Consider the following 26,824-nt stretch of genomic DNA (forward strand, 5'->3'; position numbering starts at 1 on the left):
ATCTGATACCGTAACGCGTCAGCGCAGATGCCCAGGCACGCCTGTCCATTGTCCGGCAGGCTCCAAGAGCGCAGCGATGCGAGGATATCGGATTTGTGGAAGTCGCTGGTGAACTTATCTCCAGCTTTATTGAGATAGGGCCGTTCGTTCTCCTGACCGGAAACGAAGCAAAACCGGCATGTAAGTGCCTGCAATAGCGGCCTTCTCTGCTTCCGTCACCTTTCCTGCTCACAAGCTCTCGCCTGCGTCGCGGCGGCGATGCCCCCGCGACTTTCGAGCATTCTGCGCTGCGCGCAACCTCTCGAAACAATCAAAGGCTGTTCGCGGAGAGCAACGCTTGTCCGCCGACGCAGCTCCACCCGTAATCCGCCAATCTCTTCACGCGGACACGGTATCGCTTTGACTGTTAGGATTTAAATCCTAACAAGGAGGTTTCGCATGAAAGGCAAAATGTACAAGCTCACCGGCACTGGACGGTTCGGCAAGTCCCCTCTCCCCAAGGGGCCGCGGCAGGGTCCGCCAGTGCCGATACGGCACAGGGCCAGGATCGAGGATCATCTGCCCCGCACCGACAGCGTCCCGCTGCCCCTGCCCGATAAACTCAGGGGCAAGTAGCTACGGCCGGCGTTCGCGCCGGCCTTTTCTTTGGCCGTCCCCCGCTCGGTCATACCACGCCGGGTGCCGGACCGCCGGCACCGCACAATATCGCGGCAGTACCGAAAATAATTATATCTTAGTAATATAACATAAATTGCAGGACAATTGACTTCTCTCCAGTTCCGCGAGCAGAATTTCAGAAGTCGTATAGTAAAAATATTATACGATTAAAGGTGAGGAGAGAGAAATGTTTGGTTATCGGAAGGTCGCGTTGGTGATCGCCGCTTTACTCGCGGCCTCAAATGCGATGGCGCAGGACAATCCAGCGCAAATATTGGGAGAAGAAAGACTGCAATCGCTTATGGAGCGCACCGCTCCCCTCGACATGACCGAAGGCAGCGCCTTGCCCCATTTCATCGCCGACCCGGCTTGGCCAAAGCCTCTGCCCAACAACTGGACCTTCGGACAGATTGCCGGCGTCTATGTCGACAATGACGACAATATCTGGGTCTTGCAGCGCTCGCGTTCATTGACCACCGAGGAGGCGGGCCGGCTCGAGGCTGTGGGCGAAAACGCCGAGGGCGAACAGGTCAGCGCCCTGGGCCATCCGCGTCCGTTCGGTCCGATCACCGATTGCTGCACGCCTGCTCCCGCCGTCATGCAGTTCGACCAGGAGGGAAATCTTTTGCAGGCCTGGGGCGGCCCATCGGATGGCGATTTTCTTCAAACCGCCTGCCGCCAGGAGGACGGTTGTTTCTGGCCGGCCAACGAGCATGGCATCTATGTCGACCACAACGATTTCATCTATATCGGCTCGAACGGCAACGGCTCGGGCGATACCCCATGGGCCAGCGCCAATGGCTGGGACGGACACGTGCTCAAGTTCACCATGGAGGGCGAGTTCGTCTTGCAGATCGGCGCCACCGGAGCCCAAGCACCCGACAGCAATGACACCGATGGCGGCATAAACGGCACGCCGCAATTGTTCCGCCCCGCCGACATGGTCGTCGATCCCGAGACCAACATCCTCTATATCGCCGATGGCTATGGCAACAATCGCGTGGTCGCCGTCGACGCGGAAACGGGCGAGTACGTCGGCCATTTCGGCGCCTATGGACAGAACCCGGTGGACGACGAAGTCGCTGACAATTCGGGCACCTTTGCGGAGGACCTGGCCACCGGCGAAACCCCGCGTCCCGGCTTCTTCCGCAACCCGGTCCATTGCGTGGAGATTTCCGACGACCGGATGCTCTATGTCTGCGATCGAGGCAACAACCGCATTCAGGTGTTCGATCTGGCCGAGCTTGGCCAGCCGTGCGACAATCCCGATGGCGAAGCGGGACTATGCGGCTTTGTCGAAGAGCAGTTCGTGAGCGTGGAAACCCGCACGACTATTCCGGGCACCGCGGTGTCAGTGAACTTTTCGACCGATGACGGCCAGACCTGCCTTTATGTCGGCGACAACTCCAACATGACCATTTACGTGCTCAACCGCGACACGCTGGGCGAACTCGCCCGCTTCGGCCGTCCTGGACAGGGCGTTGGCGAGTTCCATTGGCTGCACAACGTCGCCGTCGACAGTTCGGGGAATATCTATACGGGCGAGGTCGATACCGGCAAACGCGCCCAGCGCTTCATCCGTTATGGCGAAACCGGCTGTAGCGGTGAAGGTGATACCGTCGGCGGCGTCCTACTCTCGGCAGCCGAGTAACCGCAACTGTGAACGGGCGGCATGTCCGCCCGTCTCACTAATGGCCTTCAAAGGCCATCAGCGCCTCGACGGCAACGCCCTGGTTCCGCAGCTTGTCGGCACCGCCGATATCGGGAAGGTCGATGACGAAAGCCGCGTGTTCGGCCTTCGCGCCGGTCCGCCGCAACAGGGAAATCGCGGCGATGGCGGTTCCGCCCGTGGCGATCAGATCGTCCACCAGCAGCACATTGTCACCCGAGCCAACCGCATTGGCGTGGATCTCGATGGTATCGACGCCGTATTCGAGCGCGTAGTTCTGGCCGATCGTTTCGCCAGGCAGCTTGCCCGCCTTGCGCACCGGCACGAACCCCACGCCCAGTGCGATCGCCACGCCCGCTCCGAAAATGAAGCCGCGCGCCTCGATGCCGGCCACCTTGGTGATGCCTCTGTCCCGATGGGCGTTGGCCAGCAATTCGCAGCTCTCGCGAAAACCGTCCGAATCCTCGATCAGCGAAGTGATATCGCGGAAGATGATGCCGGGCTTGGGATAATCGGGAATCGAGCGCACGAGCGCCTTGAGATCGGTCGGCATGGGCGAGCCTTTATGGAAGATGGGCACCACAGTGCCGATATGAAGGGAGCGGAAATCGTCAGAAGTAGCGATTGGGTGGCACCACGCGGGCGGTCATCTCGCCGGCCTTGCGCGCGGCGCGCTTGGTGGCTTCGTAAGCCGCAGCCTTGCGCTCCTCGGAAATCAGATGCGGCGCCGCCTTGACGGCAGAGCGGACCAAGGGACTGCGGCTTGCCGCGAGGGCCAGAAGCGCCACTGTCTTTGCTACGCGAATGGCGGACATGGGTGTTCTCCGCATGGACCGGACGCGCCATACAATGAAGAAATCATGCTCTCCGGGCAAGAGCGCGAGATACAAAAAAGGGGCCCGAAGGCCCCTTTCGATCAATCGTGAATGTCGCGCCAGATGCGGCGCTTGACCAGATACATGAGCACCGCCAGGACGACCAGGAAGATGATGACCTTAAAGCCGGTCGCCTTGCGCTCGACCATGTGCGGATCAGCCGTCCATTGCAGGAACGCTGCGATGTCGAGCGCATACTGCTCCACCGTCTCGGGGGTTGCCTCGTCGTCATAGCTGATAAGGCCGTCGCTCAGCGGCGGCGCCATGGCGATCAAATGGCCGGGGAAATACTCATTGTAGTACTGACCGGCCGGCACTTCGGTACCCTCGGGCGCCTCGGTATAGCTGGTAAGCAGGTTGTAGATATAGTCGGCACCCGCCTCCTGATAGGCGGTGAAGTAGTTGAACACCCACCAGGGGAAATCCATGTGGATCCCGCGCGCCTTGGCCATCAGCGACAGGTCGGGCGGGAAGGCGCCACCGTTGGAATCGCGGGCGATTTGTTCGCTGGGGAACGGGTTCGGCCAGCGGTCGGCGGGCACGCCTTCGCGCTCGCCGCCTTCGGCAGTCTCATCGGCAATGGTGAACTCGGCAGCCAGCGCACGCACCTGATCTTCCGAATATTCCGGGCCACCGGGCTCGGAGAGATTGCGGAAGGCGATGAAATCGAGGCCATGGCAGCTCGAGCACACTTCCCGGTAGATTTGGAATCCGCGCTGAAGCTGGTTCTGGTCGTAAGTGCCGAACACGCCGGCAAAGCTCCAGTCCTGCTGCTCGGTGTGCGCATTTTCTTCCGCCGCTTGCACCGTGGCGCTGCCAAGGGCGACTGCTGCGAGGGCGAGTACACCAAGGATCGTCTTTTTAAGCATCATTGTTGTCCTTCGCTCCCGATCAGCCATTGGCCTTGCCAAGCACGCTTTCCGAAATGCTCGCCGGCAGCGGGGCGGGCCTTTCGATGCGTCCGAGAAGCGGGAGAATGATCAGGAAGTAGGCGAAATAATAGGCCGTGGAAATCTTGGCCAGCAGCACATAGATGCCTTCCGCCGGCTGCGCGCCGAGATAGGCGAGCACGATGAAGTTGACCACGAACAGCCAGTAGAACGGACGGAACAGCGGACGGAACGATCCCGAGCGCACCTTCGAGCTATCCAGCCAGGGTAGCGCGAAGAGGATCAGCAACGAGCCGGCCATCACGATGACGCCACCGAGCTTGGAGTCGATGAACAGCACGTTGAAGTCGATGGCCCGCAGCATGGTGTAGAACGGCAGCAGATACCATTCGGGCACGATATGCGCCGGCGTCACCTGCGGATTGCCGGGAATGTAGTTGTCGGCGTGACCGAGGATGTCGGGCGCAAAGAACACGAACCAGGCGAACGGGATCAGGAACAGAACGACCGCGAACAGATCCTTCATCGTGATGTAGGGGTGGAACGGCAGCGTGTCGCGGCTGTCCTTGACCTCTACGCCGGTAGGGTTGTTGTTGCCCGGAACGTGCAGCGCCCAGATGTGCAGCACAACCACCGCCGCGATGATGAACGGGATCAGGTAGTGCAGCGAGAAGAAGCGGTTGAGCGTGGGATTGGCCACCGAGAAACCGCCCAGCAACAGCGTCTGCAGCGCCTCGCCCACCACCGGGATGGCCGAGAAGATGCCGGTGATCACCGTCGCGCCCCAAAGGCTCATCTGCCCCCAGGGAAGCACATAACCCATGAAGGCCGTAGCCATCAGCAGGATGAAGAGAATAACGCCCAGCATCCAGATCACTTCGCGCGGGGCCTTGTAGGACCCGTAATAGAGACCGCGGAAGATATGGACATAAACCGCCGCAAAGAACATCGAGGCGCCCACCGCATGGGTGCCCTGGATGATGCGGCCGTAATTGACGTCGCGCCGGATGTGCTCGACCGAGGCAAAGGCCAGGTCCACATGCGGGGTATAGTGCATCACAAGGATGACGCCGGTCACGATCTGGATGACCAGCATGAAGGTGAGGATGGCGCCGAAGGTCCACCAATAGTTGAGGTTCTTCGGCGTGGGATAGTCCATCAGATGTTCTTTGGAGAACCTGATGATCGGAAGCCGTTCATCGAGCCAGCGCTCGATTCCGGTGCCCGGCGTGTAATTGCCAGCGTGATTGGCCATGCCCTCTACTCCCCTTAACCGATCTCGACGACAGTGTCGGACACGAACTGATAGGGCGGCACGACCAGATTGGCCGGAGCGGGCCCGCGGCGGATACGACCCGATGTGTCGTAGTGGGACCCGTGGCAGGGACAGAACCAGCCATCGAAATCGCCAGATTCACCCACCGGCACGCAGCCGAGATGGGTGCAGTTGGCGACCATGATCAGCCACTCCTCGTGCCCTTCGAGCACGCGCTCTTCATCGGATTCGGGGTCCTTGAGATCGGAGAGCGGAACCGCCCGCGCTTCTTCGATCTCGGCTGCGGTACGGTGTCGCACGAAAACCGGCAGGCCGCGCCACAGGATCGTCACCGAAGATCCTTCCGCAACCGAGGAAACGTCGAACCGGATCGAGGCCAGCGCCAGAACGGACGCATCGGGATTCAACTGATGGATGAGCGGCCATGCCGCCCCCGCTACTCCAACCGCACCGACGGCACCGGTCGCGATATACAAAAAATCGCGCCGCGTCGCCTTTGATTCACTCGCTGTCGCCAAAGTTCTAGATCCCCAAAAAGGCCTGTTAAGACAAGTCATTAGACCGACGGGCCCCGCTGGGATATTCGCACGGATGCACGTCTAGACCCCCGCCGCCTTGAGGCGGTGCGGATTTCGGGCCCCCTTTTTGCACTGTCTCATTGACTTGTCCAGCCTCCGGGACCGTGACGTGATCAATCTGCGGCACTATACCCAATTCACTTTTCACAGCTTTTCGTGATGGGACGTTCCGGTGCCGCTCGCTCTCGCCCTTTACCAACCCGATATCGCCCTCAATACGGGCACTTTGCTGCGACTCGGCGCTTGCCTGGGCGTGCCGGTACACATCATCCACCCTACCGGCTTCCCCTTCTCCCGCGCGGCGCTCAAGCGTTCGGGCATGGACTATCTCGACAGCGTGGAGATGGTCGAACATTCAAGCTATGACCAGTTCGACGCCTGGCGCCGTGCCGAAAATCGCCGCCTGGTGCTTCTGACCACCAAGGCGAGCGGGCCACTTCACAATGCCGTGTACCGAGAGGGCGACATCCTGATGGTCGGCCGCGAAAGCGCCGGCGTTCCGCCCGAAGTCGCCGCCGATGCCGATCTGCGCATCCGCATCCCGATGCGTCCGCAAGCCCGCTCGCTCAATGTCGCCATCTCCGCGGCGCTGGCCCTGGGCGAGGCTATGCGTCAGACCGACGGCTTTGCCGGCCTCGCCTGAACGGGAAACCGATTGATTTCCATCAAACAGCCGCGACACGCTCTGAAGCATGGTCTCGATACCTTCAACATGCTAGGGACCCGGCACACAATGACGACCATGCCGAAAATGACTGCAATGCCCCTGCCCGACGATATCGAAGACAAGAAAACCCGCGCCAGCGCCTGGTTCCGCCAGGTCCGGGACGATCTCTGTGCCGCGATCGAAACGCTCGAAGACGAGGTCGCCGGGTCACATGCCGATCGTGCCCCGGGCCGTTTCGAGCGCGAGATATGGAATCGGCCCGCCGGTGGCGGCGGTGAGATGTCGATCATCCAGGGCCGCGTTTTCGAAAAGATGGGTGTGCACATCTCCACCGTGTTCGGAGAGTTCTCGCCCGAATTCGCCAAGCAGATTCCGGGCACCGAAGACAGCCCGCAATTCTGGGCCTCGGGCATTTCGGTCATCGGCCACCCCTGGAATCCTAACGTTCCCGCCGTGCACATGAACACGCGCATGGTGGTGACCTCCAATTGGTGGTTCGGCGGCGGCGGCGATCTGACCCCGGTGCTCGATGCCCGCCGCACCCAGACCGACCCCGACTCGGTCGATTTCCACGCCGCCATGAAATCGGCCTGCGATGCCCATCCGCAGGTCGATTATCAGCGGTACAAGGACTGGTGCGACGAGTATTTCTATCTTCCCCACCGCAAGGAACCACGCGGCACCGGCGGCATCTTCTACGACCGCCACAACAGCGGCGATTGGGAGGCCGATTTCGCCTTCACTCAGGACGTCGGCCGGCGGTTCGTCGAAATCTATCCCGAACTGGTCCGCCGCAACTTCAACACCCCCTGGACCGAGGAGCAGCGGCACGAACAACTCGTCCGACGCGGCCGGTATGTGGAGTTCAACCTGCTCTACGACAGGGGCACGACCTTCGGTCTCAAGACCGGTGGCAACGTCAATTCCATCCTGTCCTCGATGCCGCCCGAAGTCCGCTGGCCCTGAAGGAGGGAACCGCGACCTATTGCTGCCCGTTTCATGGGTAACAATTCCTCGTGCAACACGACGTAGGGAGAACAACCATGAAACGCTTTGACGGTGGATCGCTGGTTCCCGGTGCGACCTGGCACGCGACGGCGGAAACCGAGGCGGAAGTCGTCCGCAAGGCTGTTGAACGACTTAAAGCCGAGCACGGCGAAACCGAAATCCGTCCCGATATGGTCGAGCGGATCAAGGAGCGTATCTTCGAGGTGCAGACGCACCACTGAGAGCTAGAGCGTGTCCAGCAAAAGTGGAAACGGTTTTGCGGTTCGGACACGCGACAAAACAATAACTTAGAGCATTGAAGCGATTCGGAGAAAAGCGGAAATGCTCTAAGGCTGCCGGACCTGTTCGAGCAGTCCATCGCGGTCCAGCTCGAACCGGGACTCGATCCATAGCCTTTCCAGTCTTTTGAGCTCGGCCCCGACCTCGGGGCCGGGCTTCATGCCGTGCGCGAGCAGGTCGGCCCCCGAGATGGGAAAATTCCGAGACCCCATGCCTTCGACCGTCGAAATCGCCTCGTTCATCCAGGCAATGGCGTGCTGGTCGAGCGCCGTCGCGAGCGCGATCGCCTGTGTCCTTCGCTCTGGATGGCGGTACGCCAGCTCCGCCCAGTTCGCCGCGCGCGCAAGCTCGAGAGCGGCGGTCAATTGGCCCAGGCTCGCCATCGTCGCATTGGAAAGACGCCACTCGACCCGCAAGGCAGCCACTTGCGCGCCGGTGAGTTCCATCGCCGCCAGGCGCATGTCGGCCGTTATGGGAAGCGGGAGCGCTTCCAGCCGCTCGAGTGCCTTGAGCGCTTGCGGGGAAAACAATGCCGCAGCCAAAACGCCCACCCGTACCATGGCGGCCAGCGTGGCCGCACATTTCGGCTGCGCCAGAAGCCGCATCATCTCGCTGCCCACTCTTTCCGCCGAAAGCGCCCCCAGCTCACCGGCGGCGCGCATGCAAGCAGCAAGTGCTTGCTCTTCGAGCCTCTGCTCTCCATGGCTGGCCGCAAAGCGGAAGTAGCGATAAACCCGCAGCCGGTCCTCCGCGATCCGGGCATCGGGGTCACCGATGAACCTCACCCGCCGCTCAAGGCAATCCTCCAGCCCGCCCAGCGGATCGAACAGCACGCCATCGACCCCGCAATAGAGCGCGTTCATCGTAAAGTCCCGCCGGCGCGCGTCCTCGGTCCAGTCGGTGCCGAACGCCACCCTGGCGTGGCGGCCGAACGTCTCGACGTCGCGCCGCAAGGTCGTCACCTCGACAGCCCTCCCGTCATGGACGAGCGTCACGGTGCCATGCTCGACGCCAGTAGGATGGGCACCCAATCCCGCCGCCTTGCCGCGTGCCAAAACCTCGTCGGGCGTGAGTTCGGTCGCCATGTCGATATCGGTCGATCCGCGCGGGCGCCCCAAAAGCGTGTCGCGAACGATGCCCCCCACCGCCCGCGTCCGGCCCATTGCGCCATCCAGGCAGTCGAACACAGGCCGGGCCGCATCCAGCCAATCGGCTTGCGCCAGGCGCGTCAGGGCTTGTTCACGCGACATGGCCGTCTCCAGCCAGAACCGTGTCCCGAAACCGGCGCGTCAGGTTGGCGGTGATCCCCCAGATCCTGTGGCCTTCGAAATCGATCTGCCAGCTCTCGCGTTTCTGGCCGCGATGGACGACACGGAACGTCTGATAGCTCGCTTCTTGGACCAGCATGTCGAGCGGCACCTCGAACACCGCATCGACCTCTCCCGGATTGGGGATAAAAGGGGCGCGCGGCTCGACGATCGCCACGACGGGCGTGATGAAATAGTTCGTCCCGGTGTAATAATAGGGCATGTACCCGAGCACCTGCGCGTCCTCGGGATAAAGCGCCACCTCTTCATTGGCTTCGCGCAGCGCGGCATAAGCGGCGTCGTGATCCTCGGGATCGATCCGTCCGCCGGGAAAAGCCACTTGCCCCGAATGCTTGCGCAATCCTCCTGATCGCCGGGTATAAAGCACGTTATAGCCCGATCCCCGCCGCACCAGCGCGATCAGCACCGCGGCGGGAACGGGCGGCTCGTTGCCCAACTCCTCGAGCACGAAATCGGCAACGAGATCCCCGGCATCGGGCATCGGCTCGGGGGCCGGCAAAAGCCGCGTCACGATTTGCCTGATATCACTTTCGCTCGACATTCTTCCCCGCAGCACACCCACCTTTGGTGGCGCTATACCCAGGGCAGAACGTCCCCGGTCAATTTTTCCGCCATGTTCTGGTCGTGAGATTGGACCAGCACGCGGGAGGGATCAACGGGGCCAGGGAACCGGATGGCGCTGGAGACGGTCGGCACGAAGCCGAGCGGTCCGTAATAGGCGTAGTCGCCGACCAGCAGAACGAAGGCGATGCCGGGCCGCGCCAGCGCGAGATCGCATACGTGGCGCACCAGAGCCCGTCCGGCGCCTTGCTTGCGGAACCCCGGATCGGTCATCAGCGGCCCGAGGAGGTAGCCATTGATACCGCCAACGCTGATCGGGGTCATGCGCACGCTGGCGGCACGTTCACCCCCGATTTCGGCGATATAGGAAAATTCCGGATCGACGGCGATGCGCTCACGGACCCTGAATGCGGCCCTGGCAAAGCGCCCCGGTCCGAACGATACCTCGTGCAGCGCTTCGATCCACGCGTCATCCTCAGGCGCTTCGAGCCTGATGTCGAGCGCGGCAGGCGTAGGGACGGTTGCAGCCGGGAGCGGCGAAGTGGCAGTCATGGTCACATTTATCCAGATCGATGAGGCAATACGACGACGTCGCGCAGCGAGCGCGTTTCAAAGTCGTCGAATGTCTCGTTCGATGCTGAACACTGGTGCCAGACTCCTGTTCGAGGCCGGCAACCGATGTAGCACCCCCGTGGGTTGTGGTCCATCGAAAATCTCTTCGAACACCGCGTTCACGCCTGGCCCTCTAATAATCGAGAACAATCCGGCTAGATTTGCCGTTAACGACGACAACCTGAAAGGACATCCGACATGGGCCAGTTGATCGACGGCAAGTGGTCGACCCAGTGGTACGATACCAAATCGACGGGCGGAAAATTCAAGCGTTCAGAATCCGCCTTCCGCAACTGGGTCACGGCCGACGGTTCAGCCGGCCCCACCGGCGAGGCCGGCTTTGCCGCTGAAAGCGGACGCTATCATCTCTATGTTTCCTATGCGTGCCCCTGGGCTCACCGCACCCTCTTGTTCCGCGTGCTCAAGGAACTCGAGGACCACATCTCTGTCTCGGTCGTCTCCCCCAAGATGCCCGACGAAACCGGCTGGGCCTTCACAGGCGAACTCGGCTCGGACACCGACATGCTCAACGGCGCCGACTATCTCTGGCAGGTCTACACCAAAGCCAAGCCTGACTACACCGGCCGGGTGACGGTCCCGGTGCTCTGGGACAAGCACACCCAAACCATCGTCTCCAACGAAAGCGCCGACATCATCCGGATGCTGAACTCCGCTTTCGATGGCATTACCGGCAACCGTCTCGACTTCTACCCCATGGACAAGCGCGAGGAGATCGACCGGCTCAACGCCCGGATCTATGACGACATCAACAACGGCGTCTACAAGGCCGGGTTCGCTACCACCCAAGATGCCTACAGCGAGGCGGTCATCAAGCTTTTCGACGCGCTCGACTGGGTCGAGGGTATCCTGGAGCAACAGCCCTTTCTGGCGGGCACCGCGCCGACGGAAGCCGATTGGCGCCTCGTGACCACGCTCATGCGGTTCGACGCCGTCTATGTCGGGCATTTCAAATGCAATATCCGGCGGATCGCCGATTATCCGCACCTTTCAAAATACCTCAAAACCCTTTGCGACTGGCCGGGCGTGGCCGGCACCGTTCATATCGACCACATCAAGACCCACTATTATTGGAGCCACACCACCATCAACCCGCACCGGATCATCCCCGAGGGGCCGGAGCTCGATTTTCTTGAGTAGCGCTACCACTTGCTCGCGGGAGGCCGTCCCTCGATGATCTCGCTCAGGCGCCGGGCAGCACCCGGCGCCATCTCGGGCGGCAAGTCGTCGAACGCGAACCAGCCGATCTCGGCAATCTCCTTATTGGGCACGAACGGACGGGACTCGTGCGCAGCGCGCGCGACAAAGACGGCGACGTGGTCGCGATCGGTATAGATGGTGGCGTGGTAGAGGCCCTGTAGCGTCATGGGGCCGTCGATCGCGAAGCCCGTTTCCTCGAACACCTCCCGCCGCGCCGCCTCCTCGGCGCTCTCTCCGGGATCGACGCCACCGCCGGGGAGCTGCCAACCGGACACGTAGCCGTGCCGTACCAACAGGACCTTGCCGTCCACCAGAACCGCAGTGCGCGCGCCCAGCGTCAGGTGCTTGTAGATCCCGACTGCCCGCAGCATGAGCCCGAACTTGAATCGTTGCCAGTTCGACAATCACAACTCCTTTACCCAACCCATTACAAACTGTGGCAAACCCTTCTATCGGCCATTTTCTTGCCACTGGCAGCGTGCCATTACTGGCGCTCAATGATGACGCTCGCGCACATATCGGACATCCATCTTTCGCCCCTGCCACGCCCCAGCCTCAAGGATCTCGCCTCCAAGCGGATCACCGGCTGGCTCAATTGGCAACTCAGCCGCGCCCGCATGATGCGCCGGGATACGCTTTCCGCTCTCATTGCGCACCTCAAATCCCACCAGCCCGACATGACCGCCGTAACCGGCGATCTGGTCAATCTCGCGCTCGATGAGGAAACGGCACGGGCCGCCAACTGGCTTTCGGCATTGGGCAAGCCGGAGACCGTGTGCGCAATACCCGGAAATCACGACGCTTATGTCAGCGGAGCGCTCCCGGTCGCGCTTTCCGCCTACGGGCCCTACATGTCCGGTGAAACCCTGGACGAAAACCCCTTTCCCTATGTGCGGCGCTTCGGACAGGTCGCCCTTGTCGGCCTTTCAAGCGCCGTCGCGACCCTGCCCTTCGTTGCAGCCGGCAGGCTTGGCCGCGAACAGATCGCCCGCTGCGCGCGCATCCTCAAGCTCCTGGGTGATGCGGGTTATTTCCGCGTGGTGATGATCCACCATCCCCCCAACCACGAACTCGCCCGCTCGCGGCGTCTGGGGCTTTGGGATGGTCCTGATTTCCGTACCGCGCTCAAGGAAAACGGCGCCGAATTGGTCCTTCACGGCCATACGCACCTTTCCTCGATCAATTCGATCCCGGGTGCTGACAACGAGATCCCCGTGATCGGCGTCGCGGCGGCCTCATCGGCTCCCGAAGGTCACGACGCGCCCGGCCGCTATAACCTCTTCCGCATCGAGCGCGTGGGCAAGCAATGGTCTTGCATGATGCGCGAATACGGATATCAGAGAATAGGCGACGAGATCGCATTGCGGCTGCAAATGCGCATATACTGATTAGCGAACGCGCCAACCCAGGGCGGGACCCATTGAACGATTCCCGATTCATCATCGAAGCTCCCCAGTTCGATCTCCTGACCGGCGAAGCCGTATTCACCTATCGGCTCGACGATTTTGAGTTCACTGAGATCCTGCGGTTCAATACAAGCAACATCGACCAAACACGGGCCGGTTCCGACGCCTTTGTTTCCTTGCTCGATCTGACCGCGGCGGTGTTGGGCGTGAGCTATTTCAAGCTGCGCGCTCCCTTCGAGATCGATGCCACCGCCTTGGGATTTTCCCAGGCACAGCAAGCATTTCTGCTCGATGTCTATGAAAATGGACTCGGTGAATTCTACGCCCGAAACGATCTGAAACGCTTCGGCCGCCTCTCCCTCACCGCCGGCCCCGCCCGCGACCTCAATCCGGTCGCCCTCCCCGACAAATCGCTGGTTTTGATCGGCGGCGGCAAGGATTCCCTGGTCAGCGTCCAGCTTCTCGAACGTGCCGGCCTGGACCTGACGCTCTTTGCCGTAAACCCCAAAGGCCCCATCCTTTCGACCAGCGAACGCTCGGGTCTTCCCTTCATTTCGGTCGAACGCATTCTCGATCCCGAGATGATCCGCCTCGGCCAGCAGCCCGGTTTCTATAACGGCCACGTTCCCTCGACGGCCATCAATTCCATGATCGCGGCCCTTGCCAGCCTGCTCTATGGCTTTGATAAAATTGTGCTTTCCAACGAACGCTCGGCCAGCGAGGGCAATGTCGAGTTCGACGGCCGCCTCGCCAATCACCAGCATTCGAAGTCCCTCGATTTCGAACGCGCCATCGCCGACACCCTCTCGTCGGCAACCGGCGGTGCGCTGCAATACTTCTCCCTGCTGCGCCCCTATTCAGAAGCGCGGATTGGCCAGCTTTTTGCCCGCTCGACGCGCTATGACGACGTGTTTTCAAGCTGCAACCGCAATTTCCGCCTCGCCGGCCACGACGGCCCGCTCTGGTGCGGAAAGTGCCCCAAATGCCATTTCGTCTTCCTGATCCTGGCCCCGCACATGGACCGGGCAAGGCTTGAAGCCATCTTCGGCCAGAACGTTCTCGACAACCCCGACAATATCGGCCCCTACCGTGAGCTTACTGGGCTGATCGGCCACAAACCCTGGGAATGTGTCGGCGAAATCCTGGAGGCCGCAGCCTGTCTCTGGCGCATCGCTGATGACCCTCAATGGCGCGACACCGCCGTGCCCAAGGCCCTTAAGCCCGAGCTGGAAGCATTCTACGGCGCCGGGCGCCTCCAATGGGCATATCAAGAGCTGATGACCGACAGCAGCGACCATCTCATCCCCCAAGATATCGAAACGGCGGTAGCTCCTCATGCAAATTGACGGCCCCGTACTTCTCTACGGCGCTGGCCGCGAGGCCCGCTCCACGGCGGATTTTCTGCGCCGGACCTATCCGAACTTGGAACTGTTCGTGACCAGCGACGACGGATCGGCCGAAATCGAGGGGGCAGCCTTCATTTCGCCCGAGGATGCACAGAAGGTTTCCCGGTTCGGCACGATCGTCAAAAGCCCTGGCGTTTCGCTTTATAAACCCATCTTTGACGCGGCGCGCGCAGCCGGCGTTCCGATCACATCCAACCTCAATCTCTGGGGAGCTCATTTCCGCAATGGCCGCACCGTAGTTGCCATTTCGGGAACCAAGGGGAAATCGACCACCGCCACCCTCGTCCACCTGATGCTCAAGCATTCCGGGGTTGATGTGGTTCTGGCCGGCAATGTGGGAATTCCCCCGCTCGACGCAGCCGGAACAGCCCAGACTGTGGTTCTCGAACTCTCCTCCTACCAAACCGCCGATATCGACTTTGCCCCCGATATCGCAGCGATTTCCAACCTCCATCCCGAGCATGTCGACTGGCATGGCGGGCTCGACAGATACTATAGCGACAAGCTCAATCTGATCGCCAAGGGCCCGCGCCTAGTTGCCATCGGACCGCAGGCTGCGACGGTCGAACGCGTCATCAAGTCCATTCCTGCCGGAACAGCCCGCGTCCCGGCCCTCGACGTCGAATTGAGCGATGCCATCCTCATGGCCGCGATGAATTCGCGTCTCAAGGGTGCCCACAACCACGACAATGCTCGCCTGGCTGCTGCCATCGCGCTGGCTGCCGGTGCATCGCGTGAGGGTATTTTCGCTGGCGTCGAAGCTTTCGTGCCGCTCCCGCATCGGCTTGAGGAGTTGATGGTGGGCGATATCCTTTTCGTCGATGACTCGATTTCCACCACCCCCGAGGCCACAAAAGTGGCGCTCGCGGCCTATAAGGGCAAAAAGATCGCGCTGATCGCCGGAGGCCATGAACGCCAGCAGGACTATACCGATCTCGCCAATCTCATGGGTCTAACAAGCGTTGTCATGCTGTGTTCCCTGCCCGTAACGGGACCGCGCCTCGCCCAGGCCGTTCGTGAAAATGCACCCATTCCGGTTGCGGAATGCTCGACGCTCGATGAGGCCATGCAGGCCCTGGCGTCTGCCGGCCATGTTTTCGATACCGTCATACTCTCGCCGGGCGCGCCGAGCTATAACCAGTTCAAGAACTTCGAAGAGCGCGGGGACAGGTTCAAGGCCCTCGCACGGCAATATTTCGGTTAACGTTTAATGACTTACCTCTATCTTCTCTGCGCCATTGTCGCAGAGGTCGTTGCCACGTCCGCACTTCGGGCCACGAACGGCTTTACCAACCTTCTGCCCTCGATAATCGTTGTCGTAGGTTATGCGGCGGCATTTTATTTCCTGTCATTGACGCTGCGCACGCTACCGGTGGGCATCGCCTATGCCATCTGGTCGGGCCTCGGCATTGTGCTGATCTCGATCGTGGGTTGGGTCGTCTACAAGCAGGCTCTGGATCTCCCCGCGATGGTCGGCATGGGACTGATCATCGCGGGCGTCATCGTGATCAACGCCTTTTCGCGCGCCGGACACTAGCCTCCAAAGGCGCTAGACGAGCTTTGACACGCTCGCGAATTTCGCTTCGAGTTCGGCCTGCATCTCCTTGGCTTTGGCTTGCAGCCGCGATTGTGCACTTTGGGCCGCCAATTCACCGATACCCTGAATCTGGAGATTGGCTGCAGCTTGGAACCCCGCAGCCAGCGCATTGGAACTGGCCTGGAAGTCTTCCATCATCTCGCGCCGCTTGATGCGTGCGGCTTCCATCTCCTGCCAAGCGGACTGCTTGGGGAACCAGTTCATCTTCTTGAAGCCGCTGACACCTGCCATGCTCCCGAGCGTAAGCGCGGGCCTTTTAACATTACGTTAGCAATCACGCCGGCGCGAATTCGGGCTTGATCTCTTCGAGCTCGATCAACGTGCCATCGAAATCCTTGGGATGCAGGAATACGACCGGCAAGCCATGGGCGCCCCGCTTCGGGCGCCCATCCCCCAGGACACGTGCACCGCTCTCGGTGAGAACACGCACGGCCGCCGCCAGATCACCAACCTCGTAGCAGATGTGATGCATGCCCCCGTCCGGGTGCCGCTCAATAAAGTCGGCAATCGGCGAAGCTTCGCCCAGCGGCTCAAGCAATTCGACCTTTGTGTTGCCCGTATCGATGAAGACCACCCGCACCCCATGCTCCGGCAGGCTTTGTGGCTCGGAAACCCTGGCGCCGAGCAGATCGCGATAGCGCGCTGCGGACCGCTCCAGGTCTGGCACCGCTATGGCGATGTGATTTACGCGCCCGATCATCGGTTGGATAACTTTCCCTCGATCCGGTCGAGCACAGCAAAGGCCGCATCGAGCACGTTGGTTCCGGGCCCGAAAATCTCGGCCACGCCTGCCTTAAAAAGGAAATCGTAATCGCCTGTCGGGATGACTCCACCGACAAAGACCGGCACCTCAGCGAGGTTGCGCTCCCGAAGCGCGATGATCAATTCCGGCACCAGCGTTTTGTGCCCCGCCGCGAGCGATGAGACCCCCACCGCGTCGGCTCCAAGCGCTTCGGTGTTCGCAGCAACCTCCGAGGGCGTTTCGAACAGGCTCCCCATATGCACGCAAAAGCCTATGTCCGTGAATGCGGTCGCGATCACCTTGGCCCCGCGATCGTGCCCATCCTGCCCCATCTTGGCGATGAAGATCGCAGGCGGTCGTCCATGCCGGTCCGAAAACGCGGCGATCCTTTCTTTCGCCTCGCTGAACTGCGGATCGCCTCGGTATTGATCGCTGTAGACGCCGGAAAGCACACGGGTATCAGCCTCGTAGCGGCCGAACACCTCTGCCATGGCCTCTGAAATCTCGCCCAGCGTGGCCCGCGCCCGAACGGCTTCGATGGCCGCGGCCAAAAGGTTTCCCTCGTCCTTGGCCGCATATTCGCGCAAGCCATCCAGCGCCGACCTGCACCGGGCATCATTCCGATTGCGGCGAACATCGTTCAGCCGCTGGATCTGAGCAGCTCGCACCCGGGCATTGTCAATTTCGAGCGTCGGTATGGGTATCTCGGTCTCCAGACGATACCGGTTGACGCCCACGATCACCTCTTCACCCCGATCGACCGCAGCCTGCCGGATAGTTGCGGCCTTTTCGATGGCCAGCTTGGGTTCGCCTGATTGCACCGCGCGGGTCATCCCGCCCTGCGCCTCGATCTCGGCAATCAGGGCACCGGCCTTCTCGACGAGTTGCTCGGTTAGCGCTTCGACGTAGTAGGAGCCCCCCAGCGGATCGACCACGTCGGTGACCTTGGTTTCATGCTGGAGGATCAATTGCGTATTGCGGGCGATCCGCGATGAGGTTTCGCTCGGCAGCGCGATGGCCTCATCGAACGAATTGGTGTGCAGGCTCTGTGTGCCTCCAAGCACCGCCGCCAGTGCCTCATAGGCGGTGCGCACGATATTGTTGTAGGGGTCCTGCTCTGTCAGCGACACGCCTGATGTCTGGCAGTGCGTCCGCAGCATCTTGGAGCGGACATCCTTCGCCCCCAGTTCGGTCATGATCCTGGACCACAGCGTACGCGCTGCCCGCAGCTTGGCCACTTCGACGAAGAAATTCATCCCGATGCCGAAAAAGAAGCTCAGCCGGCCGGCGAACTTGTCGATATCGAGCCCGCGCGCTTGCGCAGCGCGCACATATTCCATTCCATCGGCCATGGTATAGGCCAACTCCTGTATCGCCGTCGCCCCGGCCTCGTGCATGTGATAGCCCGAGATCGAAATGGAATTGAACTTCGGCATGTGGTCGGCGGTGTAGGAGATGATGTCTCCAACGATCCGCATGGATGGTTCGGGCGGATAGATATAGGTGTTTCGGACCATGAACTCCTTGAGAATGTCGTTCTGGATGGTCCCCGAGAGCTTCTCGGGCGGCACGCCCTGCTCTTCCGCCGCCACGATGAACATGGCCAGAACCGGGATCACGGCCCCGTTCATGGTCATCGATACGCTCATCTGGTCGAGTGGAATGCCGTCAAAGAGGATTTTCATATCCTCGACGGAATCGATGGCGACCCCTGCCTTGCCAACGTCGCCCGCGACCCGCGGATGATCGGAATCATATCCCCGATGAGTGGCAAGATCGAAGGCAACCGAAAGCCCCTTCTGTCCCTGCTCGAGCGCCTGACGATAGAACCTGTTGCTCTCTTCGGCCGTCGAAAACCCAGCATATTGCCGGATGGTCCAGGGCCTGTTGGTATACATCGTCGCCCTGATCCCGCGGGTAAATGGCTCGGCGCCGGGGATGGCCTCATCCTGCCCAAAATAAACGGGCTCAACGGACAGGCCGCCATAGTCGCGGTTCAAGGTATCGAGCGGGACATCGCGCAGTTCTCCGCTGGCGATATGAGACCAGACATCGCGCGCGCCCTTGCTCATCACACCGCCTCGAACTCCATGATCACGGCATCGACTGTCAGGATGTCGCCCGCCCCGGCGTTGATCCTGGCAACGCGTGCCCGTCGCTCGGCCCTGAGGACGTTTTCCATCTTCATGGCTTCGACAATAGCCAGGCTTTGCCCCTCCTCGACCACATCGCCCTCAGCGACATCCATCCGCAGGATCTGCCCCGGCATGGGGCACAACAAAAAGCGGCTCATATCGGGAGGCGCCTTCTTCGGCATGATCCGCATGAGATCGGCAACATGTGGCATGACCACCTTGGCGGTGATATCGGCTCCACGATAGCGCATCCGAAAGCCCGAGGTAATCCGGTCCATCTTGACGTATAGCGTACGCCCGTCGATTTCGGTTGCGGTCAGGCTCGCGCCTGGCTGCCAGCCATCCTCGATCAGCAACCCCTGTCCGTGATCGGTCATCAGCACGAACGCCTCTCCGGACTTCGGGATGGAAAAGTCCCACCGCCGGTCACCAATGATGACACTACGCTCAGCGATCACATGCTCGCGCGTCAGTGGTGTCGGCTCGATAAATCCGCGCGTTTCGAGCTGGAAAGCGGCACGGCAGGCCAGCGCAGCCAAGGTCTGAAGCGTGTCGTGATCGAGTTCGACGCCCGAAAAACCCGCTGGAAATTCCTCGGCGATATAACTCGTCGAAAGCCTTCCCTTACGGAACCTGTCCTGCTGCGTCACCGCCGCAAGAAACGGTATATTGTTGCCCACCCCCTCGATCTCCGATTGATCGAGCGCCACTGCCAACCCATCGATCGCTTCGGTTCGAGAAGGCGCCCAGGTAACGAGCTTGGCGATCATCGGGTCGTAGTAAGGACTGATTTCGCCCCCCTCCTCGACGCCGGTATCGTTGCGCACGACGAGTTGGGCCGAGGCTTCCTCGGTAGGTGGCCGGTAGCGCTTAAGCCTCCCTGTGGAAGGGAGGAAATTGCGATAGGGGTCTTCCGCATAAATCCGCGCTTCGACTGCCCAACCGTTGAACCGTATCTGCTCCTGGGTCCAGCGCAGCTTCTGACCATCGGCGATCCGGAGCATCTCTTCGACAAGATCGAGCCCCGTTATCAGCTCGGTCACCGGATGTTCGACCTGCAGCCGCGTATTCATCTCGAGGAAGTAGAAGTTGCGGTCCTTGTCGACGATGAACTCGACGGTGCCGGCGCTGACGTAGTTGACAGCCTTTGCCAGCGCCACCGCCTGCTCGCCCATTTTGGCGCGCGTCGGGGCATCGAGAAAGGGTGAAGGAGCTTCCTCTATGACCTTTTGGTTGCGCCGTTGGATCGAGCATTCCCGCTCGCCCAGGTGGATGCAGTTTCCCAAGGCATCAGCGAGAACCTGTATTTCGATATGCCGGGGCTGTTCGATATATTTCTCGATAAACACCCGGTCGTCGCCGAACGATGACGCCGCTTCCGATTTGGCCCGCTCGAACCCCTCGGCCACTTCGGCTTCGGACTTCACGATCCGCATACCCTTCCCGCCACCGCCGGCTGAGGCCTTGATCATTACCGGGTAGCCGATCTTTCCGGCGATCGCCGCCGCCTCCTTGGCGTTCTCGATCAGCCCCATATGGCCCGGCACGGTGGATACGCCGGCCTTCGCCGCGATCTTTTTGGACGTGATCTTGTCGCCCATCGCCTCGATCGCCTTGACCGGGGGGCCGATGAAATAAATCCCCTCCTGCCGCAGGCGTTCTGCAAATTCTGGGTTTTCCGAAAGGAACCCATACCCCGGATGGACGGCCACCGCGCCGGTCTGCTTGCAGGCGGCAATGATCCTGTCGATGTTGAGATAACTTGCTCCTGCCGGCGCCGCCCCGACGTGAACGGCTTCATCGGCCATCTTCACATGCAGAGCGTCGCGATCGGCATCGGAATAGATCGCCACCGTCTGAACGCCCATCCTGCGTGCCGTCTTGATGATCCGGCAGGCAATCTCCCCGCGATTGGCTATGAGGATTTTGGAAAACATCAGGCAATCCTCACAACGGAATGTTCCCGTGCTTTTTAACCGGTCCCTGCGCCTTCTTGTGCCGCAGCGCCTCGAGTGCCCTCGCCACCCGCCGACGGGTGTTGTGCGGCATGATCACGTCGTCGATGAACCCCCGCTCCGCCGCCACGAACGGGTTGGCAAACCGGTCCTCATATTCCTTGGTCCGCGCCGCAATCTTGTCGGCATCGCCCAATTCGGAGCGATAGAGAATCTCGGTTGCGCCTTTCGCGCCCATAACGGCAATTTCGGCACTCGGCCAGGCATAGTTCACATCCGCGCGGATGTGCTTTGAAGCCATCACGTCATAGGCCCCGCCATAGGCCTTGCGTGTGATCACCGTCACCTTGGGTACAGTGGCTTCTGCATAGGCGAACAGCAGTTTGGCCCCATGCTTGATGATACCTCCGTATTCCTGAGCCACGCCGGGCAGAAAGCCCGGAACGTCGACGAAAGTGAGGACAGGAATTTCAAAGCTGTCGCAGAACCGGATGAACCGCGCCGCCTTTTTCGAGGCGTTGATGTCCAGACATCCGGCCAGCACCATGGGCTGATTGGCAACAACGCCTACCGTCTGCCCGTTGAGCCGGATGAAACCGATCAGGATATTGCCCGCATGCTCCCGCTGCAGTTCGAGAAAATCGCTCTCATCTGCGACCTTTTCGATCACCTCCCGCATGTCGTAGGGGGTATTGGCATTGGCCGGGATCAGCGTATCGAGGCTGTCCTCGCGCCGGTCGATCTGATCGTTGGTGGCAACGCGCGGAGCGCGTTCCCGAGCGGAAAGCGGCAGGAAATCGAAAAGCCGGCGAACCTCGAGCAGTGTTTCGATGTCGTTTTCGAACGCTGCGTCAGCCACCGACGAAATCTTGGTGTGCGTCAAAGCTCCGCCCAGTTCTTCATGGGTCACGCTCTCATTGGTCACCGTCTTGACCACGTCCGGCCCGGTCACGAACATGTAGCTGGTGTCCTTGACCATGTAGATGAAATCGGTCATGGCCGGCGAATAAACGGCACCACCCGCGCACGGCCCCATGATCACCGAAATCTGTGGCACCGCACCCGAGGCCTGCACGTTACGCCAGAAGACTTCCGCATAGCCGCCCAGCGAGGTCACGCCCTCCTGAATCCGCGCCCCGCCGGAATCGTTCAGCCCGATGATGGGCGCCCCGTTTTGAACCGCCAGATCCATGATCTTGCAGATTTTCTGGGCGTGCGTTTCGCTCAGCGAGCCGCCGAATACCGTAAAGTCTTGCGAGAAGACGTAAGCCAACCGCCCGTTGATCGTACCCCAACCGGTTACCACCCCATCCCCCGGTACGATCTGCTCGTCCATGCCGAAATCGCGCGCACGGTGGGTGACGAACATGTCGTATTCTTCAAAACTTCCCGGATCGAGCAGAACGGCCAGCCGTTCGCGCGCCGTCAGTTTACCCTTGCCATGCTGCGCCTCTATGCGCCTGGAGCCTCCGCCTAGGCGCGCGTCCTCGCGCCTTTTCTCGAGCGCATCGATGACATCCTGCATGTCGCCCCTCCATATCACGCCTGACACTAGCGCAATTTTCGCCTTTGGCGAGAGCCGAAGTTATTGAGAGTCCATGGCAATCGGTGCGGATCAGTGTTTGGGTTGAACGATCACCCGCCCCCTGATCTGGCCCGCGAGGATTTGTTCGGCGATTGCGGGGAGCTCCGCCAATCCCACCTCAGTGACCATGCGCTCATAGGCGGTGAAGCTGAAAATGCTCGCCAGCCTCTCCCACGCCGCGATGCGGCTTTCATAGGGCTGCATCACGCTGTCGATCCCGGCCAGGGTCACACCGCGCAGGACGAAGGGAATCACGCTCGCCGACCATTCATCGCCAGCCGCAAGGCCCACCGAGGCAACACACCCGCCTTGATGCATCTGCTTGAGCAACTCACCCAGCGGCGCGCCCCCGACATTGTCCACCGCCCCGATCCATTTGGTGCCAAGCAGCTTCTTAGATGATGGCGCGAGCACGTCTCGTCCGACGACCTCCCGCGCACCCAGGGCAATAAGATCATCTACGAGTTCGGGACGCCCGCTCATGGCGTGCACCTTGTAGCCGAGCCGGCCCAGCAATAGGGTGGCCATCGACCCCACGCCTCCACCCGCTCCGGTGACGAGAATATCGCCAGCGCCCGGTTTGATCCCTTCCGACTTCAGTCGGTTGACGGCCAGCATTGCCGTAAGTCCTGCGGTGCCGAGCACCATTGCTTCCCGGGTGGAAAGTCCCTTGGGCAGCGGCACCAGCCAATCAGCGGACACCCGCGCCCGTGTCGCAAACCCACCCCAGTGCCATTCGCCCACCCGCCATCCGGTGAGTGCCACGGCCTGCCCCGGATGATATCTGGCATCGCTGCTCTCGATGACCCGACCAGCGAAATCCACGCCGCCGATATGAGGATAGCTGCGCACCAACCCTCCGTGCCCAAGCAGAACCAGTCCATCCTTGTAGTTGAACCCAGCCCAGTCGATCCCGACCAGGACATTGCCCTCGGGCAATTCACCTTCGTCGACTTCTCTGACTTTGGAGACGATCATTCCGCCCGCGGATTTGTCGCTAACCAGTGCCCTGAATGTCATGAGGTCCCTCCTTGGGGACATCACACCGCGAATTTCAGCCCGCGTCCAGTCGCATTCGTGTCGTTCACGCTCCCATTCACATCAGGCAATTTCCCGGCCTGTTTGCGATGGCTGGGAACCCATCACAGATGGCCGCGTTCCGCTCGGAACCGAACCCCATCAAGAGGCGTGGTGCTGATGGTATTTGAACTGCGCGTGCAGGCGGCTCTGGGTTAGAGCTCCGTTCAACGCCAATTCGGGCGTAGCCACCGCGTCCCCGGTTGCGTCCGATAGGGAGGAGTGAACTCCTTATGCGTCCCCCAAGGAACGTGTTTGCATCATTCCTCCCGCCCCATCGACCTTGCGGTCGAGTTCTCGTCGCGGTTTGTCCCTCCCGAGCCGCGACATGAAGGACGGCGATCCCTTCGTTGACGATCGGCCGGACTTCATCGGGGAGAGGAAAACGTCCTCTCCAGCCATGTGACAAGGACACCTCTCCCCGCATCTTTTCCCCAGCTTCCCCACAGGGCTTGCCAGACGCAAATCCCTGGAGCATTCTTGCCTTATATGCGGCGTTAATTTTCCGGAAACCATAACGCTCTCCGAGCCAGCGTTTCCGGACTCGTGCGGGAGGCCACCATGATGACCACGCCACGCCTCGTCAGCCTGACCGCCCTTGCGGCCAGCCTGTTCATCGTCATTCTGACGATCACCCAAGCCAACGGACTGACTGGAGCGCCTGAACGCGGCGTAACCAGCCTCGCCTGCATTGAAGCCGGTCAAGCCGGATGCGAAGCTGCAGGCATGACGACGCAGGCAAGTTTGCTGCGCTGAAATCAACCGGTTCTGGCCGGGGCGACCTGGCCAGAACCTCATCTGGGACAGCCGTTATGGCGATCTCCCCTTGTGCTGGGAACATGCACATTGAGGTGAGTTGGTTTGCAGAGCGGTTGCCGATGTTTGCCTCCGGGAACCAATACCTTTCGGGGACATTAACCGGGCATTATACGCAACAGCCAGATCAGGGGTTATGCACGACACCGTTTCCGCCATCCTGTCCGAATCCACAGGCCCGGTGGCGCTATTGGTCGATTTTGACGGAACCCTTGTCGAAATCGCCGCCAGTCCAGACGCAGTCGTAGTTCCACCCGATCTTCCCGAGCGGTTGCAATCCCTTCATTCGGTCCTTGACGGCGCATTTGCCGTCGTCACCGGTCGCACCATCGATGCAATCGATGGCTTTCTCCCCTCCCAGGAGTTCGCCATCACCGGCGGCCACGGAGCCGAACGCCGCATTCTCGGCCAGCGCGAAACAGCCGATCCCAAGATTCTGGAAGATGCGGCGGCGATCACCAGCCGGCTCACCAACACGCTGGGTGGCGAGCCCGGAATTCTCATCGAGCCCAAGCCGACCGGGGTTGCAATCCACTACCGCGCTGCGCCCGAAAAGGAAGCTCTGGCCCGCGCCGCCCTGACCCGTGCGCTTGGGGGATACAACGATTTCCACGCGATCTCTGGCAAAAAGGTGATCGAGGCTCGCCCGCAATGGGCAAACAAAGGCGCGGCGATCGAAGGGTTGATGCAGGTTAAGCCCTTCGCCGGTCGTACGCCTGTTTTCATCGGCGATGATGTGACCGATGAAGATGGATTTGCCGCTGCCGACCGCCTGGGAGGTTTCGGCATCAGGATTGGCGAGGGGGAGACCCGGGCACGCTTCACATTACCCGACATCGCTCACCTTTTTACTTATTTCGACGCCCTCATCGAAAGGGAACGAAACTCCTCATCTCGCACTTCGGTGAACACTGCCCAGGAAAGCATGGTCAAATGAGCCGTCTCATCGTCGTATCGAACAGAATTCCCGGAAAATCTCCCGCTGCCGGCGGCCTCGCCGTGGCCCTTAAGAAAACGCTTTCAACCCGTGACGGATTCTGGTTCGGGTGGTCAGGCGCATTCGCTGAAAATCCCGATAGACATGCGCGCTTTGAGACCATTGACGGCATGCGGATCGGATCGATCGACCTGACCCGATCAGACCATCAGAGCTATTATGCTGGCTTTTCCAATTCCATTCTCTGGCCTTCCTTCCACCTTCGGCTCGACCTGACGGATATCCAGTCGCATTGGTATGAGGGGTATCGCGGCGTTAACGCCAAATTCGCCGACGCGATTGCCGAGCATGTCGAGCCTGGCGATATCATCTGGGTGCACGATTACCATCTGATCCCGCTCGCCACCGAGCTGCGCCGCCGTAACATCCGCAACAAGATCGGCTTTTACCTCCACATCCCCTTCCCTACGCCCGATGCCCTCAACGCCATTCCTCATCACGAAGAATTGCTGAACGACCTTCTCGCCTATGATCTGGTGGGCATGCAGGCGCAGCGCGATGTGGCTGCGTTCAACGAATTTCTGGCTCATGAAGAGATGTACCGCCAGGCCGGCGGAACGCCCGTCGAGCTCGACCTTGGTGACACGACCATAGAAGCTTTCCCGATCGGGTCGGACCCCGACGCCTTTGCCAAGCTGGCCCTCAGTCCCAACGCGCAGAAGATGTATAAGAAGGTCGAGCGCGCCATGAACGGGCGAGCCATGATCCTTGGCGTAGACCGGCTGGACTATTCCAAGGGTCTGCCTCAGCGCGTGCAGGCCTACGAGAAGCTGCTCGAAAACAACGCCAATCTGCGCCGCGCTGTACACATGATCCAGATCGCTCCACCCTCGCGCGATACGATCAAGGAATATCAGGTCATCTCGGATGAACTCGACACCACCGTCGGGCGGCTGACGGGACGCTTTGCGGAACCTGACTGGCTCCCCATCACCTACGTCAAGCGGGCCTATGCCCAAGCTTCGCTTGCCGGGCTTTACCGGCTCGCTCGTGTCGGGCTTGTGACCCCCCTGCGCGACGGTATGAACCTTGTCGCCCATGAATATGTCGGATCACAGGATCCTGAAAACCCAGGCGTACTCGTCCTGTCACGCTTCGCAGGCGCCGCCGAAATCTTCCACGATGCACTCATCATCAATCCATTCGATACCGACGAGACGGCTGAAGCCCTGCGCCTTGCCCTGGCCATGCCGCTCAAGGAGCGTAAGGAGCGTTGGCGAAATCTAATGGATGCGGCGCGGGCCCACAACGTGGACAATTGGGCCGACAGCTATCTCAACGCCCTGACCGGCCAAACCGGCGCCAATGAGGCCGATGATGAACCGAAAAGTGATGGTGGCGGGCAGGATCAGCTCTTGCCGCGCAACAAAGCCATGGACCAATCGAGCGGCATGGCGCTTGAGCGTCTAACGCGGCGCATCATGCTCTTGCCTTGGCTTCGCGGAGTCTTCTCAGGAACGTGACGGGCGGCTTTCGGGCAGCCCTTTTTT

28 protein-coding genes are annotated in these 26,824 nt (G+C 60.8%); 13 read left to right on the forward strand and 15 right to left on the reverse strand.

Going from position 1 to position 26,824, the window contains the following annotated elements; translation table 11 throughout:
- Window positions 1-438: 438 nt before the first annotated feature.
- Window positions 439-615: a hypothetical protein gene (locus tag NO932_RS14000; RefSeq protein WP_309207901.1), complete on the forward strand. Its 177-nt coding sequence runs from the start codon at window positions 439-441 to the stop codon at window positions 613-615.
- Window positions 616-844: 229 nt separating this feature from the next.
- On the forward strand, window positions 845-2,308 hold the full coding sequence (locus tag NO932_RS14005) for a hypothetical protein (RefSeq protein WP_309207902.1): 1,464 nt from the start codon (window positions 845-847) through the stop codon (window positions 2,306-2,308).
- Between the two features lie 37 nt (window positions 2,309-2,345).
- Here NO932_RS14005 and apt read toward each other — a convergent pair whose 3' ends face one another.
- The 5 genes from apt to petA form a co-directional block, all read right to left on the reverse strand.
- Complete coding sequence (apt, locus tag NO932_RS14010; protein ID WP_309207903.1) at window positions 2,346-2,879, reverse strand: adenine phosphoribosyltransferase; 534 nt, start codon at window positions 2,877-2,879, stop codon at window positions 2,346-2,348.
- Between the two features lie 58 nt (window positions 2,880-2,937).
- Window positions 2,938-3,141, reverse strand: a complete 204-nt coding sequence (locus tag NO932_RS14015; RefSeq protein ID WP_309160368.1) for a hypothetical protein — start codon at window positions 3,139-3,141, stop codon at window positions 2,938-2,940.
- Window positions 3,142-3,242: 101 nt separating this feature from the next.
- Window positions 3,243-4,073, reverse strand: a complete 831-nt coding sequence (locus tag NO932_RS14020; protein WP_309207904.1) for a cytochrome c1 — start codon at window positions 4,071-4,073, stop codon at window positions 3,243-3,245.
- A 19-nt stretch (window positions 4,074-4,092) separates the two neighbouring features.
- The gene (locus NO932_RS14025) at window positions 4,093-5,346 is read right to left on the reverse strand and encodes a cytochrome b N-terminal domain-containing protein (protein WP_309207906.1); all 1,254 of its coding nucleotides are present in this window, start codon (window positions 5,344-5,346) and stop codon (window positions 4,093-4,095) included.
- A gap of 14 nt (window positions 5,347-5,360) precedes the next feature.
- The gene (petA, locus tag NO932_RS14030) at window positions 5,361-5,885 is read right to left on the reverse strand and encodes a ubiquinol-cytochrome c reductase iron-sulfur subunit (protein ID WP_375142758.1); all 525 of its coding nucleotides are present in this window, start codon (window positions 5,883-5,885) and stop codon (window positions 5,361-5,363) included.
- A gap of 232 nt (window positions 5,886-6,117) precedes the next feature.
- Here petA and NO932_RS14035 point away from each other — a divergent pair, with 232 nt between their 5' ends.
- From NO932_RS14035 to NO932_RS14045, 3 genes are all read left to right on the forward strand, one after another.
- Window positions 6,118-6,588, forward strand: a complete 471-nt coding sequence (locus tag NO932_RS14035) for a tRNA (cytidine(34)-2'-O)-methyltransferase (RefSeq protein WP_309207907.1) — start codon at window positions 6,118-6,120, stop codon at window positions 6,586-6,588.
- A 108-nt stretch (window positions 6,589-6,696) separates the two neighbouring features.
- Window positions 6,697-7,578 carry an oxygen-dependent coproporphyrinogen oxidase gene (hemF, locus tag NO932_RS14040; protein WP_375142759.1) on the forward strand — a complete coding sequence of 294 codons (882 nt, stop codon included), beginning with the start codon at window positions 6,697-6,699 and terminating at the stop codon, window positions 7,576-7,578.
- 77 nt (window positions 7,579-7,655) lie between these two features.
- The gene (locus tag NO932_RS14045; RefSeq protein ID WP_309207908.1) at window positions 7,656-7,841 is read left to right on the forward strand and encodes a DUF1059 domain-containing protein; all 186 of its coding nucleotides are present in this window, start codon (window positions 7,656-7,658) and stop codon (window positions 7,839-7,841) included.
- Window positions 7,842-7,946: 105 nt separating this feature from the next.
- On the opposite strand, the gene NO932_RS14050 is transcribed toward NO932_RS14045, so the two are convergent.
- From NO932_RS14050 to NO932_RS14060, 3 genes are read right to left on the reverse strand one after another with little or no spacing between them, the layout of a single operon-like run.
- Window positions 7,947-9,149 carry a CCA tRNA nucleotidyltransferase gene (locus NO932_RS14050; RefSeq protein WP_309207909.1) on the reverse strand — a complete coding sequence of 401 codons (1,203 nt, stop codon included), beginning with the start codon at window positions 9,147-9,149 and terminating at the stop codon, window positions 7,947-7,949.
- Window positions 9,139-9,768 carry a CoA pyrophosphatase gene (locus NO932_RS14055; protein ID WP_309207910.1) on the reverse strand — a complete coding sequence of 210 codons (630 nt, stop codon included), beginning with the start codon at window positions 9,766-9,768 and terminating at the stop codon, window positions 9,139-9,141. Before NO932_RS14055 ends, NO932_RS14050 begins: the two co-directional genes overlap by 11 nt.
- A gap of 32 nt (window positions 9,769-9,800) precedes the next feature.
- Entirely contained in the window at window positions 9,801-10,340 is a 540-nt protein-coding gene (locus tag NO932_RS14060; protein WP_309207911.1) for an N-acetyltransferase, read from the reverse strand.
- Window positions 10,341-10,598: 258 nt separating this feature from the next.
- On the opposite strand from NO932_RS14060, the gene NO932_RS14065 reads away from it, so the two are divergent.
- Window positions 10,599-11,558, forward strand: a complete 960-nt coding sequence (locus NO932_RS14065; protein WP_309207912.1) for a glutathione S-transferase family protein — start codon at window positions 10,599-10,601, stop codon at window positions 11,556-11,558.
- A gap of 2 nt (window positions 11,559-11,560) precedes the next feature.
- Here the strand turns inward: NO932_RS14065 and NO932_RS14070 are convergent, their stop codons facing one another.
- Window positions 11,561-12,022 carry an NUDIX domain-containing protein gene (locus NO932_RS14070; protein ID WP_309207913.1) on the reverse strand — a complete coding sequence of 154 codons (462 nt, stop codon included), beginning with the start codon at window positions 12,020-12,022 and terminating at the stop codon, window positions 11,561-11,563.
- A gap of 93 nt (window positions 12,023-12,115) precedes the next feature.
- Here NO932_RS14070 and NO932_RS14075 point away from each other — a divergent pair, with 93 nt between their 5' ends.
- Genes NO932_RS14075 through NO932_RS14090 form a run of 4 tightly spaced genes read left to right on the forward strand, consistent with a single transcriptional unit; the run spans window position 12,116 to window position 15,967 of the window.
- Window positions 12,116-13,006 (forward strand): metallophosphoesterase, encoded by an 891-nt coding sequence (locus NO932_RS14075; protein WP_309207914.1) that lies wholly within the window; start codon window positions 12,116-12,118, stop codon window positions 13,004-13,006.
- Window positions 13,007-13,038: 32 nt separating this feature from the next.
- Complete coding sequence (locus NO932_RS14080; protein ID WP_309207916.1) at window positions 13,039-14,370, forward strand: hypothetical protein; 1,332 nt, start codon at window positions 13,039-13,041, stop codon at window positions 14,368-14,370.
- The gene (gene murD / locus NO932_RS14085; RefSeq protein ID WP_309207918.1) at window positions 14,360-15,634 is read left to right on the forward strand and encodes a UDP-N-acetylmuramoyl-L-alanine--D-glutamate ligase; all 1,275 of its coding nucleotides are present in this window, start codon (window positions 14,360-14,362) and stop codon (window positions 15,632-15,634) included. Before NO932_RS14080 ends, murD begins: the two co-directional genes overlap by 11 nt.
- 6 nt (window positions 15,635-15,640) lie before the next feature.
- Window positions 15,641-15,967 carry a multidrug efflux SMR transporter gene (locus tag NO932_RS14090; protein ID WP_309207919.1) on the forward strand — a complete coding sequence of 109 codons (327 nt, stop codon included), beginning with the start codon at window positions 15,641-15,643 and terminating at the stop codon, window positions 15,965-15,967.
- A 12-nt stretch (window positions 15,968-15,979) separates the two neighbouring features.
- Here the strand turns inward: NO932_RS14090 and NO932_RS14095 are convergent, their stop codons facing one another.
- The 6 genes from NO932_RS14095 to NO932_RS14120 form a co-directional block, all read right to left on the reverse strand.
- Complete coding sequence (locus NO932_RS14095; RefSeq protein WP_309207921.1) at window positions 15,980-16,258, reverse strand: hypothetical protein; 279 nt, start codon at window positions 16,256-16,258, stop codon at window positions 15,980-15,982.
- Window positions 16,259-16,301: 43 nt separating this feature from the next.
- A complete protein-coding gene (mce, locus tag NO932_RS14100; RefSeq protein ID WP_309207922.1) occupies window positions 16,302-16,727 on the reverse strand; it encodes a methylmalonyl-CoA epimerase in 426 nt (141 codons plus the stop codon).
- A complete protein-coding gene (gene scpA / locus NO932_RS14105; RefSeq protein WP_309207924.1) occupies window positions 16,724-18,841 on the reverse strand; it encodes a methylmalonyl-CoA mutase in 2,118 nt (705 codons plus the stop codon). The genes mce and scpA overlap by 4 nt, the downstream gene beginning before the upstream one ends.
- Entirely contained in the window at window positions 18,841-20,841 is a 2,001-nt protein-coding gene (locus NO932_RS14110) for an acetyl/propionyl/methylcrotonyl-CoA carboxylase subunit alpha (protein WP_309207926.1), read from the reverse strand. The genes scpA and NO932_RS14110 overlap by 1 nt, the downstream gene beginning before the upstream one ends.
- Before the next feature lie 10 nt (window positions 20,842-20,851).
- Entirely contained in the window at window positions 20,852-22,384 is a 1,533-nt protein-coding gene (locus tag NO932_RS14115) for an acyl-CoA carboxylase subunit beta (protein WP_309207927.1), read from the reverse strand.
- 90 nt (window positions 22,385-22,474) lie between these two features.
- Window positions 22,475-23,464 (reverse strand): acryloyl-CoA reductase, encoded by a 990-nt coding sequence (locus NO932_RS14120; RefSeq protein ID WP_309207928.1) that lies wholly within the window; start codon window positions 23,462-23,464, stop codon window positions 22,475-22,477.
- Between the two features lie 618 nt (window positions 23,465-24,082).
- Here NO932_RS14120 and NO932_RS14125 point away from each other — a divergent pair.
- From NO932_RS14125 to NO932_RS14135, 3 genes are all read left to right on the forward strand, one after another.
- A complete protein-coding gene (locus NO932_RS14125; RefSeq protein ID WP_309207929.1) occupies window positions 24,083-24,277 on the forward strand; it encodes a hypothetical protein in 195 nt (64 codons plus the stop codon).
- 196 nt (window positions 24,278-24,473) lie between these two features.
- The gene (gene otsB / locus NO932_RS14130; RefSeq protein WP_309207930.1) at window positions 24,474-25,274 is read left to right on the forward strand and encodes a trehalose-phosphatase; all 801 of its coding nucleotides are present in this window, start codon (window positions 24,474-24,476) and stop codon (window positions 25,272-25,274) included.
- Window positions 25,271-26,797, forward strand: a complete 1,527-nt coding sequence (locus NO932_RS14135) for a trehalose-6-phosphate synthase (protein ID WP_309207931.1) — start codon at window positions 25,271-25,273, stop codon at window positions 26,795-26,797. Before otsB ends, NO932_RS14135 begins: the two co-directional genes overlap by 4 nt.
- Window positions 26,798-26,824 lie beyond the last annotated feature (27 nt).

The sequence above is a fragment of the Pelagibacterium sp. 26DY04 genome (assembly GCF_031202305.1).
GTDB lineage: Bacteria > Pseudomonadota > Alphaproteobacteria > Rhizobiales > Devosiaceae > Pelagibacterium.